Raw genomic sequence first — 12115 nt, forward strand, 5'->3', positions numbered from 1 at the left:
CGATGGCACGAACACCGGGACGCACCTGGGCGGGGACCTTCACGTATTCGGCAGCAGAGCTCGTCGAGCCGCGCAGCATCGAGGAGGTGTCGGAGGTCATGGCTCGGTCCGAGCTGGTGCGCCTGCTCGGGTCGCGGCACTCCTTCAACCGCATCGCCGACACCACCGGCACCCTGGTCAACCTGGGCAGGCTCCCGGCCGAGGTGGAGGTCGACAGCGACCGCCATACCGTCCGAGCCAGCGCCGGGCTGACCTACGGCGAGCTCGGCGCGCGGGTCCAGGACCAGGGCTGGGCGCTGCACACCATGGCCTCGCTGCCGCACATCACCGTCGGCGGGGCGATCTCCACCGACACCCACGGCTCCGGCGACGGCATCGGCTCCCTGGCCGACGGGGTGAGCGCCGTGGAGCTCGTGACGACCGAGGGCGAGCACGTGCGGCTGGAGCGGGGCGAGCGCGACTTCGGTGGCGCCGTCGTGTCGCTGGGGATGCTCGGGGCGGTCCTCACCCTCGAGATGGACGTCGAGGTGGGCTACGACGTCGCCCAGACGGTCTACGAGGGGCTGCGGTGGGACCAGGTCGCGGCCGACCTCGACGCCGTCACGGGGCTGGGCACGAGCGTCTCGGTCTTCACGGACTGGCGCGACCCGGACCGTCCGACGCAGGTCTGGGTCAAGGACCGGGTCGACAACACCGACCCCGGCGACCCGGCCGCCCTCGGGTTGCGTCCGGCGGACGGCCCACGGCACATGATGCGGGGTGGGCCCGCCGAGCACTGCACCGAGCAGGGTGGGGTGCCGGGCCCGTGGCTGCACCGGTTGCCGCACTTCCGGATGGAGTTCACCCCGTCCAACGGCGCCGAGCTGCAGTCCGAGTGGCTGCTGCCGCGGCAGGATGCCCCGGCAGCCCTCGACTGGCTGAGGGGGATGGCCGACGAGCTGGCGCCGCTGACCCAGGCCAGCGAGATGCGCACCGTCTCCGGAGGCCAGCAGTGGCTCAACCTCGCGCAGGAGGACTGCGTCGCCTTCCACTTCACCTGGCACCAGCAGCCGGAGGCGGTCGAGGCGCTCGTCCCTCGGATCGAGGAGGGCCTGAACCCGCTCGGCGCCCGACCGCACTGGGGCAAGGTCTTCGACGAGGCCGCGCTCGCGGAGCGGGTCGACACGCTCTACCCGCTCCGCGACCGGATGCGCGACCTGAGCTCCCGGCTGGACCCCCGTGGCGCGCTGCGCAACGACTTCCTCGACCGGGTCGGGCTGTGACGGGCGAGCTCACGTGGTCGCCCGCGGCGACCGACGCCGAGGTCGGGTCGGCGCTCACGACGGCCTTCGCCCAGGAGTTCGGCGGGGAGCCCGACGGGGTATGGGCCGCGCCCGGCCGGGTCAACCTCATCGGCGAGCACACGGACTACAACGGCGGGTGGTGCCTGCCCTTCGCGCTCGCCCACCGCACCTACTGCGCCGCCCGACCCCGGGAGGACGGGCGCCTGCGCGTCGCCTCGCGCCAGGCGCCCGGGCATACCTGGGAGGGGGAGGTGGGGGAGATCACGGCCGGGGCGCCGGGGGGCTGGGTAGCCTACGTCGCCGGGGTCGCTGCGGTGCTGGGCGAACGGGTCGGACCCGAGGCCCTCGGTGCCGACATCCTCGTCGACGGGCACGTCCCGCTCGGTGCCGGGCTCTCCTCCTCGGCCGCGCTGTCCTGCTCCAGCGCGCTGGCGCTGCACGACCTCGTGCCGGAGCTCGCCGGGGTGGACCGGGCCGCACTCGCCGAGGCGTGCGTGCGGGCGGAGAACGACTATGCCGGAGCCGCCACGGGTGGCATGGACCAGAGCGTCTCGCTGCGCGCCGTCGACGAGCACGCCCTGCTCATCGACTGCCGCGACTTCTCCCTCACCCCCGTGGCCTGGACCCTGCCCGAGCACGAGGTGCTCGTCATCGACACGAGGGCCCACCACAGCCTCGCCGACGGGCAGTATGCCGCTCGCCGCAGCGCGTGCGAGCGGGCCTGCCGGACGCTCGGGGTCGGGAGCCTGCGCGAGGTGCACGGGCGCGAGGTGGAGGACGTCCTGGCAGCCCTCTCGGGTGACGGCGAGGCGGTGCGCCGCGTGCGTCACGTGCTCACCGAGAACACCCGGGTCCTGGACCTCGTCGGCGCGCTGGCCGAGCGGGAGGCCGACGAGGTCGGCCGACTCATGGTCGCCTCGCACGTCTCCCTGCGCGACGACTACGAGGTCTCCTGCCGCGAGCTCGATCTGGCGGTGGACGCGGCGCTCGCCGCGGGCGCCACGGGTGCCCGGATGACCGGCGGTGGCTTCGGAGGCTCGGCGATCGCTCTGGTGGCGCGGGACGCGGTCGACGAGGTCGCTCAGGCCGTGCACGCGGCCTTCGTCGATGCGGGCCTGGAGGCACCCCACTTCCTGCACGCCACCCCCAGCGCCCCCGCCCACCGCGTCTCCTGACGTCATACCCGCCGGGCTTCAGACCCACCGGGCGTCGCAGATGGTTGTTCCTGGCCTCACCGAGCGTCGGAGATGGTTCCCTCTAACCTGACCGAGCGTCGTAGATGGTCGCATCGGCCCACGTCCGTGAACCATCTGCGACGCTCGGTGGGTCAGGGGCGGGTGACGAGGGCGGCCGCCTGGCGCGCGATCTCGAGCTCCTCCGCCGTGGGTATGACGTAACCCGCGACGGCGCTCTCCGCGGTGGTGATGAGGGTCTCGCCGTTCGCGGCGTCGTTGGCTGATGCGTCGAGGCGGACGCCGAACCCGGCCAGTCGGTCCAGCACGCTCGCGCGGAGGTCGGCGTTGTTCTCCCCGACCCCTGCGGTGAAGACGAGCGCGTCGAGGCGACCGAGCACGGCGGCATACGCCCCGACGTAGTGCAGCAGCCGGTGCACGACGACGTCGAAGGCCAGCCTCGCCGCCTCATCGCCCTCCGCCCGCCGCTGCATGACCTGCCGGAAGTCGGCCGAGCCGGTCAGCCCCAGGAGCCCGGACTCCTTGGACAGCGCCAGCTCCAGGTCCGTCATCGACAGCCCGGCCACGCGGGCCAGGTGCCCGGCGACGCCCGGGTCAAGGTCGCCGGGCCGGGTGCCCATGACGAGGCCTTCGAGCGGGGTCATCCCCATGGAGGTGTCGATGCTGCGCCCACCGTCGACCGCGGTCGCGCTGGCGCCGTTGCCGAGGTGCAGCACGATGCTGCGCACCTCCTCCAGCGGCCGACCCAGCAGGTCGGCGGCCCGGCGGGAGACGTAGGCGTGAGAGGTGCCGTGGAAGCCGTAGCGCCGCACGAGGTGCTCCTGTCGCCACGAGCGGGGCACGGCGTAGGTCGCCGCCGCCTCGGGCATGCCCTGGTGGAAGGCGGTGTCGAAGACGGCGACCTGCGGGACGTCCGGGAAGGCGGCCTGCGTCGCGGCGATGCCGGCGAGGTTGCCGGGGTTGTGCAGCGGGGCCAGCGGCACCAACCGCTCGACCGCCGCGACGACCTCGGGGGTGATGAGCGTCGGGTCGGCGAAGTCGGCACCGCCGTGGACCACCCGGTGACCGACGGCCAGCAGGTTCACGGTGTCCAGCGACGGCCCGTGCTGCTCGAAGGCCCGGGTCGCGAGCCGCAGCGCCGTCTCGTGGTCGGGCACGTCCAGCACCTCGTCGTGGGTCACCCCGTCGACGGTGTGGTGGACGGCGCCGTCGGCCAGCCCGATCCGCTCGATGAGGCCCTTGGCGTGCGACACGCCGGGGACGGGGTCGAGCAGCTCGTACTTCACCGACGAGGACCCGGCGTTGACGACGAGCACGACCCCGCCGCCCGGCTCCCCGACCCCGCTGCTCATCGCTTCCCCCCGGCCTGGATCGCCGTGATGGCGACGGTGTTGATGATGTCGCGGACGGTCGCGCCCCGCGACAGGTCGTTGACCGGGGCGTTGAGCCCCTGCAGCACCGGCCCGACGGCGACCGCCGAGGCGCTGCGCTGCACCGCCTTGTAGGTGTTGTTGCCGGTGTTGAGGTCGGGGAAGACGAGGACGGTGGCCCGCCCGGCGACGGGGGAGCCCTCGAGCTTGGTGGCCGCGACGGCCGGGTCGACGGCAGCGTCGTACTGGATCGGCCCCTCGACAAGCAGTGACGGCTCCCGCTCGCGCACGATCCCGGTGGCCGTCCGCACCTTGTCGACGTCGGCGCCGGTCCCTGAGCCACCGGTGCTGTAGGACAGCATCGCCACCCGCGGCTCGACCCCGAACTGCGCGGCCGTCGCGGCCGAGGAGATCGCGATGTCGGCGAGCTGCGCGGCATCGGGGTCGGGGTTGATCGCGCAGTCGCCGTAGACGAGCACCTTGTCGGCCAGGCACATGAAGAAGACCGAGCTGACGACCGAGACCCCGGGGGAGGTGCGGATGACCTCCAGCGCCGGGCGGATGGTGTGGGCGGTCGTCGTGATCGACCCGGACACCATCCCGTCGGCGCGCCCCGTCTTGACCATGAGGGTGCCGAAGTATGCCGGGTCCGTGACGATGTCGTGCGCCTGCTCCAGGGTGACGCCCTTGTGCGCGCGCAGCTCGGCATACGTCGCGGCGAAGTCCTCGCGCCACGCGCTGGTCAGGGGGTCGACCACGTCGGCGGCGTCCAGCCGCAGCCCGAGCGCGGCCGCCCGCTCGCGGACCTGCGTCTCGTCGCCGAGCAGGGTGAGCCGGGCGACGCCGCGGGAGAGGACGGTGTCGGCGGCGCGCAGGATGCGGTCCTCGCCGCCCTCGGGGAGCACGACGTGCGCGCCGGACTCCCGCGCCCGGGCCATGATCTGGTGCTCGAACATCAGCGGGGTCACCACGCTCGACCCACCGGCGTCCTGCTCACCCACCGGCAGCAGGAGCCCGAGGTCCAGGTGCTCCTGCACGAGGGCGCGGGCCTGCTCGATCTTGCGCAGGGAGCGTGGCGTGATCCGGCCGACGACGTCGTGCATCGTCATGGCGGTCCGCATGGTGCCGCCCTCGCACCCGATGATCGGCAGCTCCACCGCCAGACCCTGGACCAGCCGTGACACCTGCTCGCTGGGGCGCAGGCCGCCGTTGAGCACGATCGCGGCGAGCTGGGGGAAGGTCGAGGAACGGTGGGCGAGGATCGCGCCGAGCAGGACGTCCTCGCGGTCACCGGGGCAGATGAGCACGTTGCCCTCGCGCAGGCGGTCGAGCACGTTGGGCATGGTCATGCCGGCCACGAGGAGCCCGCTGACCTCCCGCTCCAGCAGCGCCTCGTCGCCGGCGCGCAGCGTGCCCTCGGTCGCGACCATGAGGTCGCTCACCGTCGGGGCGGCGAGCAGCGGGTCGCCCGCCATGCCGAAGACCGCCGGCGCTGCCTCGTCGTCCCCGACCTCCGCCGCCACCGCGGCGCGCACCTCCTCGACGTCCCCGTCGACCCGGTTGGCGAGCACTCCCGCCACCCGGGCGTGCCGGCTGCGGGCCTCTTGGACGGCGACCGCGGCGGAGGTCGCCGTGTCCTGCGCGCTGCGCCCGGCGCCCGGGATGATGAGCAGCATGGGCGCGCCGAGGTGGGCGGCGATGCTGGCGTTCGTGGAGAACTCGGTGGGCGCCGTCACCCCCGTGTAGTCCGAGCCCACCACGAGCACCCGCTCGTGCTGCGCGGCATACCGGTGGAAGCGCTCGACGATCTCCCCGATCGCGGCGTCCGGTCGGTGGTGGAGGTCGTCGTAGGTCACCCCGACCGCGTCCTGGGCGTCCGAGGCGGACGTCGACAGCGGGTGCAGCAGGGCGAGCAGGGCGTCGTGATCGCGGTCCTGGACGACGGGGCGGAAGACACCGACCCGGCCGCCGAGGGCGCACAGCTGGGCCAGGAGCCCGACCGAGACGGCCGACTTGCCCGAGCGTGGCTCGGCGGACGCGACATACAGCGAGGTGGTCACGCTCCACTCTATCCACGCCTTACGCTGCGTCCATGGACACGTCGAGCTCTCTGACGGCAGCAGGTGGACTCTCCGCGGTGCGGGTGTGGGTGGACGGCGCGCTCGTCGGGCCCGGTGGCACGGTGCGGGCGCTGGACCACGGCATCACCGTCGGCGACGGGGTCTTCGAGACCTGCAAGGTCGTCGACGGCGAGGTCTTCGCGCTCACCCGTCACCATGACCGCATGGACCGCTCGCTCGCGGCGCTGGGCCTCGAGCCGCTGGACCGCGACCGGATCGGGGAGGGCATCCGGGCCGTGCTCGCCGAGGGAAGTATGCCGTTTGGCCGGCTGCGCTACACCGTCACCGCCGGGCTGGGTCCGCTGGGCAGCGACCGGGTCGAGGGGGCGGCGACGTATGTCGTCACGGCCGTCGACCAGGAGCCGCTGGGTCCCACGACCTCGGCGCTGGTCGTGCCCTGGACCCGCAACGAGCGGGGCGCGCTCACCGGGGTGAAGTCCACGTCCTACGCCGAGAACGTCGTGGCGCTGGCCGCCGCGAAGTCCGCCGGGCACTCGGAGGCCATCCTGGCCAACACCGCCGGTCAGCTGTGCGAGGGCACGGGCACCAACGTCTTCGTCGTCACCGACGGGGTGGTCCGCACCCCCGGCCTCGCGTCCGGGCCGCTGGCCGGGGTGACGCGCGGGCTCGTCATCGAGTGGTTGCGCGAGGACGGCCTCGAGGTCGTCGAGGAGCCGCTGCCGCTCACGGTGCTCGCCGAGGCCGACGAGATCTGGCTCACGAGCAGCATCAGGGATATCACGGCGCTGCACAGGCTGGACGTCATGGGCCCGGTCGGACTCACCAACGGCCGGCAGGTGGAGGTGCAGGGGATCTCCGACCGGGACCTGGGGGAGGGGCCGGGGCCGGTCGCCCGTCGGGCCCGCGAGGTGTTCGCCGCGCGCTCCCGCGGGCGCCAGGACCCCTGAGGTCGCGACCGAGCAGCACGACCGGAACCGTCCGCATACCGGACCATCCTTTGCCAAACCCATACCTGTACGCCCTTACCTCTGGTGCTACCGGTGGGTATCTTCGAGCGGGGCGCCACCGTCGGCGCCTGTCCCGCTTCGAAGGAGAGTGACGTATGCCTCCTGCTGGAATGCGAGCCCTGGCCCTGGTCGGATCTGGAGTCATGGCGCTGTCCATGGTCGGCGCGAGCGGCGCCGGCGCGGCCCCCGGCAACGGGGAGGGCAAGGGTCAGGACCAGGCGGTGGCCAAGCACGCCGCGGCGACGACGAAGGCGGACCAGGCCTCGGTCCGCGCCTACTGACCCCGAGCGGATGGCCTCGGCGATCCCGCGCGAGAAGGCCCGCCCCGACGGCGTCAAGGGCAAGCCCGGCGCCGGCGGCGCCTCCGCCAAGGCGGTTCAGGTGCCGCCGCAGGCGGAGTTCGGCAAGGTGTTCTTCACACTCGGGGGCGCCAACTACGTCTGCTCGGGCACCGCGACGGACAGCGTCAACGGCGATGTCGTGACGACCGCCGGCCACTGCCTCAACGAGGGTCCCGGCGCCTACGCCACCAACTTCGCCTTCGTGCCGGCCTACGACAACGGTGCGCGCCCCTACGGCACGTGGGTCGCCGAGTCGCTCTACGCCCCGACCTCCTGGGTCAACAGCGGTGACTTCAACCACGACGTGGGCTTCGCCGTGATGGCCGAGCAGAACGGTCAGAGCCTCACCGACGTCACCGGTGACTACCCGATCGGCTTCAACCTGGGCTACGGGCTGACCTTCAACGCCTACGGCTACCCGGCCGCGACGCCCTACGACGGTCAGGAGCTGTGGCGTTGCTCGGGGGTCGCCGGTCGCGACACCCGTGGCACCAACGACCACCGTCTGCCCTGCTCGATGACGGGCGGCTCCAGCGGTGGCGGCTGGATCACCGGTGGCACCCTCAACTCAGTGAACTCCTTCGGCTACCGCGGTGAGAAGGACGTCATGTACGGCCCCTACTTCGGTGACGTCGAGCGGCAGGTCTACACCACCGCCGCCAACAGCTGAGGTGATTTCGTCGCTCGGGCACGAGGAGGCTAGACTTCCTCCTCGTGCCCGAGGGCACGTCCGGACGTGTAGCTCAGTTGGTTAGAGCGTTCGCTTCACACGCGAGAGGTCAGGGGTTCGAGTCCCTTCACGTCCACACCACCGATCACGACCTGACCAGTGCAGACACCTGGGGCAGGTCGTGATCTGCTTCTCCCGCCTCTCGCAGACGTCGCGCACGGCCCCGTGCGTGGTGGTCTCCACCTGTCCCCCCACCGGCGACTCCAGGAGGGGTGTCGGCGGGGTGCGCTAGTAAGAGTCCATGGACACCTTCGGAACCTCGACGACCAGGCCGCCGTTCGAGGTCACGACGGCGGCGGTCGACCAGATCACCGCCCTGGGGGCGGTCCGGCTCTCGCTGGCCGCCGGTAGGTGTTGCGGGACCACCTACGTGTTCACGCAGGTCGCGGATGAGCGCGCCCCGGGGGTGACCCGGTTCGGCTGTGCAGGGGCCTGGCTGCACGTGGACGACGACGCCCTCGACCTCCTCCGGGGGGCCCGTCTCGACTACACCCCACAGAGCAAGCCGCCACGCTTCCGCGTCCTCGCCAACCCGAACACCCCACAGGTATGCCCGTGCCGCCGCTCGTTCGGGCCGGAAGGCGTGGCCGGGGCCGCGCCAACCCACCTGCCGCGCCTATGCGCCGATGCCCTGGGACGAGGACTACGAGCCACCGGCGGACTGGGCACGCCGCACCGGCTTCTCCCGGGACGAGCCAGGACCGGGGTAGCGCGAGTGGTGAGCTCACCCTCGTCACAGCAGCCCCGACGTGCCAGGTGACCCGTCTGGACACGGGCACGACAACCGGATCTCAGACCCGGGGCGATCCAACTGCGCGATCCGGGTCGGAACTGGCGAACGACGCCGAGTGGCGGAGTGCGTTGGAGAGGTCTGTGAAGTAGTTGTGCCCTGCCCAGAATGAGCGATCGCCGATGACATAGAGACGGCGTTTCGCGCGGCTGGCGGCGACATTGACGAGGTTCGGGGTGCGTGCCCAGTTGGCGGGTGCTCCCGGCTTGCTGGGGTCACCACCCAGGACGAGGATCACGACGTCGGCTTCGCGTCCTTGCGCTGTGTGTATGGTGCCCGCTTGGAGGCCCTCGTATTTCGGGACCAGGCTGCGGAGTCGATCGGCGACGGTCCGGAACGGGGAGATCGCGATGACCTTCGACGGAGGAACGCCCTGGTTCGCCAAGTAGGCGAGGGCCTTCTCCAGCCGCTCGATCTGGCTCGGTTGAAGATGGCTGCCCGGGCTTCTGGCTGGCTCATCGGCCCAGTAGCTGGGGGCGATGAGTGGGGCGGTCGGGCTGCCGAAGCGCTCTTCGGGGTCGTCCAGATCGCGCTGGACACCGTTGACCATGAGGTTGTTGTAGGCGATCTGGTTGCACAGGGTGAACATCGGGTCGTCGCAACGTCGGTGTACCCGCAGCGGCGCGCTGACCCATACTTTGTCCTCGCCCTGATCGAGCAGGGTGCCGAACTGGGTGACGCGGTCGGCCAGGGTCTGGACGGAGGCGCGGGGCGGGATCCATGTCGAGCTGAGGCCGTAGTTGCTGGCGATGTTGCGTCGTGCCTTCTCGGGGAGTGTGACAACGGGCTCGAGCTGGAGCGGGTCGCCCACGGCGACGATGCGTTGCGCGCGCCAGATCGCGCCGGCGGCGTACTGGGGTGAGGCTTGTCCGGCTTCGTCGATGAGGAGCCAGCCGATCGTCTCGGAGCCGACGCCGCTGAACATTCGGCTGGCCGAGGCGAAGGTCGTGGAGATCAACGGGACGACGAGGAAGAACAGTTGCCAGGCGGCCCGGATCTTCTCGGGTTCCAGGTCGCGTGGGTAGTTCCCGGCGACGACCTCACCGGCGGCGCGCAGCCCATTCAGCATGTCGCGTGCGGCGTTGGCGAGGAAGGCTTGGTGTAGTTGCAGTGCCGCGACGAACAGCTCAGAGCGGGCGGTGTCAAGCTCCTCGTCGAGCCACGGGGCGTGTAGTTCTCGCTGGTCGCCCTGCCATGCCGAGCCGGGATAGGCCAGACCGAAGCGTTCCTCGTCCTGTGCGCACTGGGCCTGGAGTCGGGCCCGTTGATTTCGAAGGCGATTCACGTCATGGTGGCACGAGGACAGCCGTGCCTGGGCTTGCTGCACGGCGTCGCGGAGCCGCTGCCCACGATCGTGCACTTCTTGGTGGTGTTGCTGGACGTCGTCCAACGTCCGCGCCAGGTCGTTCAGGCGTGCTGTCCACTCTCGTACGGCTCGTCCGAAGGAGAGGAGCGTCTCCAGTACGCCGGGCTGCGCAGCAAGGTGTCGATCGTGGCTGTCAGCAGCTTGTGCGCGGGCTGAGTCGGCCTGCTGCTGAACGGGCTGATGCTGGGACAGGTCGTGTTGGCTCTGGTGGAGGCGTTGACGTTCCTGTTCCATCGCCTCTTCCAGACGACGTTCGCGCTCAGCCAGTCTGGGGAGTTCCCGGAGCCGGTCCTCGGCCTGCGCACGGTGTCGCATGAGTGCGTCGACGCGCTGTTCGGCAGAGTGGAAGGCTTCGCGTGCTTGTGCCCAGGGCGTGTAGGGAACCGTGCCGTCGCGCCACTGCCTCAGCCGGGTCTGCATCCTTGGGACGCCGTTCTCGACAGGCTTGGTGGTCTTCGGGTCAGTCTCGTCGAACCAGAACGCTGAGTGGAAGGCCGAACGATTCTTCTTTTTGCCGAGTCGGGCGGCGACGAGCCCCCAGGCTGTGGGTGGCTTCGCGTTGCTGGCGGCCACGTCACGCAGGATCTCGGTCGCGATGTCACCGAAGTAGTCGATCTGGCCGCGCCACGGCGCATCGATGGCGTTCTCGTCGGGAATCTCGATGGTGACGTTCTCGACGGCCGCGTTGTTAGCCGACGCGACGACCATCTCGAATCCCGTTAGTTCGGGCTTGAGCTGGCGAACGATGCGATCGTGGCCTTCGCCGTCGGACCAGGTGTGGGTGAGCGTGGTGAACGCATGCGATGGCCGAGACAGCGCCGCGAGTCGTCGGGCTCGCTCGACGACGTTGCCGGCGAGGATGTCGCGCAGCATGGTCGTCTTGCCCGTGCCCGGCGGGCCGTTCACGCCCATCAGACCAGTGCTGCGCCCGAGGTCGTTCAGCGCTCGGTTGACGGCGAACTGCTGGCTCAGAGCCAGGGAGTGGGCTGGGTCAGCCGGCCACCGACCCTGAGGCAGGCGCTCGATCGTGGTGCCCGCGTCGACCGTGCCCGGGTGTGTGACGACATCGATCCGGTCGGACACGGGGAGTGACTGGTCGCCGGTGAGGTATGTGGTGAGACCAGCGCCGAGATCTCCGCGTGCCACATGGTCGCGCACGGCCGCGAGGTCGTCGAGGTAAAAGCTGTTCAAGAAGTCGGTGTCCGTGCCGTCCCCGGCTCGTCGTGCCGATACCGCCATGCTGTCGATGACGACGCGATCGTTCGCGAGGTCGTCGAAGCCAACGACTCCGGCAGCGAGATGGGACAGCTTCAGCAACTCGGTCAAGGAGTCCGAGTCCTGAGGCGGAGGCTGCTCGCGGCCATCGACATCACGGCGGGCGCCTTCACAGGCGTCGATCGAGTCGACGAACTCTTCCGCGGCCTCGTCGAACCCGACCATCCAGCCCGGGTTGCTCGGTCCTGGGTCTCGTGTCCGACCTGCAGCCCACAGCGCTGATGACAGAACCGCCGAGGCGGTGACCAGGCGACCGTCGTGATCGACCAGGAGCCCGGCACACGCACTCTCGCCTTCGGGCCGCTTGTCATAGGCATCAGGATCCTCGCCGAACACCCGCCCCAACGCCTCGTAGGTGGCCTCCAGCTTGTAGACACCCAGATACACGGTGTGCCGCCAGACCCTCCGGGCCCCATTGAACGGCTCGGGCGAAGCCAATGTCTCCCAGGGGAGAGGATCTCCCCTCCGCCACGCGATCACCTGACGGTCCGATGGGCGAGTCGCCCGACGTGTCAGCGCCGGCACCTGCTGCGGGCTGAACAACTCCAACATCCACCAGTACGTCAGTATCCGCAGCCGCTCATCGTTGCCCCGAGCACGTCCCATGATTCTCATCTTGCCCGTTCACCGTCCCGTCAGCAGGTGAGGCATGACACCGACGGCCCCGCAGCCCGAGTTC

8 protein-coding genes and 1 tRNA gene are annotated in these 12115 nt (G+C 70.8%); 6 read left to right on the plus strand and 3 right to left on the minus strand.

The features are described from left to right. Window positions 1–2 precede the first annotated feature (2 nt). Entirely contained in the window at window positions 3–1262 is a 1260-nt protein-coding gene (locus FA582_RS07195; RefSeq protein WP_010149388.1) for an FAD-binding protein, read from the plus strand. Then, complete coding sequence (gene galK / locus FA582_RS07200) at window positions 1259–2458, plus strand: galactokinase (RefSeq protein WP_010149389.1); 1200 nt, start codon at window positions 1259–1261, stop codon at window positions 2456–2458. The genes FA582_RS07195 and galK overlap by 4 nt, the downstream gene beginning before the upstream one ends. Before the next feature lie 152 nt (window positions 2459–2610). On the opposite strand, the gene FA582_RS07205 is transcribed toward galK, so the two are convergent. Both FA582_RS07205 and pta read right to left on the minus strand, forming a co-directional pair. Further along, window positions 2611–3828: an acetate/propionate family kinase gene (locus FA582_RS07205; protein WP_010149390.1), complete on the minus strand. Its 1218-nt coding sequence runs from the start codon at window positions 3826–3828 to the stop codon at window positions 2611–2613. After that, the gene (gene pta / locus FA582_RS07210) at window positions 3825–5906 is read right to left on the minus strand and encodes a phosphate acetyltransferase (protein WP_010149391.1); all 2082 of its coding nucleotides are present in this window, start codon (window positions 5904–5906) and stop codon (window positions 3825–3827) included. Before pta ends, FA582_RS07205 begins: the two co-directional genes overlap by 4 nt. A gap of 32 nt (window positions 5907–5938) precedes the next feature. On the opposite strand from pta, the gene FA582_RS07215 reads away from it, so the two are divergent. The 4 genes from FA582_RS07215 to FA582_RS07225 all read left to right on the plus strand — a co-directional run bounded on the left by FA582_RS07215 (window position 5939) and on the right by FA582_RS07225 (window position 8081). Then, window positions 5939–6874, plus strand: coding sequence for an aminotransferase class IV (locus tag FA582_RS07215; RefSeq protein WP_141567782.1), 936 nt, complete (start codon window positions 5939–5941; stop codon window positions 6872–6874). Between the two features lie 155 nt (window positions 6875–7029). Next, entirely contained in the window at window positions 7030–7215 is a 186-nt protein-coding gene (locus FA582_RS16740; protein ID WP_202798121.1) for a hypothetical protein, read from the plus strand. A gap of 10 nt (window positions 7216–7225) precedes the next feature. Continuing rightward, complete coding sequence (locus tag FA582_RS07220; protein ID WP_010149394.1) at window positions 7226–7945, plus strand: trypsin-like serine peptidase; 720 nt, start codon at window positions 7226–7228, stop codon at window positions 7943–7945. Between the two features lie 62 nt (window positions 7946–8007). Beyond that, window positions 8008–8081: transfer RNA gene (locus FA582_RS07225), tRNA-Val, on the plus strand. A 715-nt stretch (window positions 8082–8796) separates the two neighbouring features. Here the strand turns inward: FA582_RS07225 and FA582_RS07235 are convergent. Further along, a complete protein-coding gene (locus tag FA582_RS07235; protein WP_010149397.1) occupies window positions 8797–12042 on the minus strand; it encodes a DEAD/DEAH box helicase in 3246 nt (1081 codons plus the stop codon). Window positions 12043–12115 lie beyond the last annotated feature (73 nt).

Source organism: Serinicoccus profundi (genome assembly GCF_008001015.1).
GTDB classification, from domain to species: domain Bacteria; phylum Actinomycetota; class Actinomycetes; order Actinomycetales; family Dermatophilaceae; genus Ornithinicoccus; species Ornithinicoccus profundi.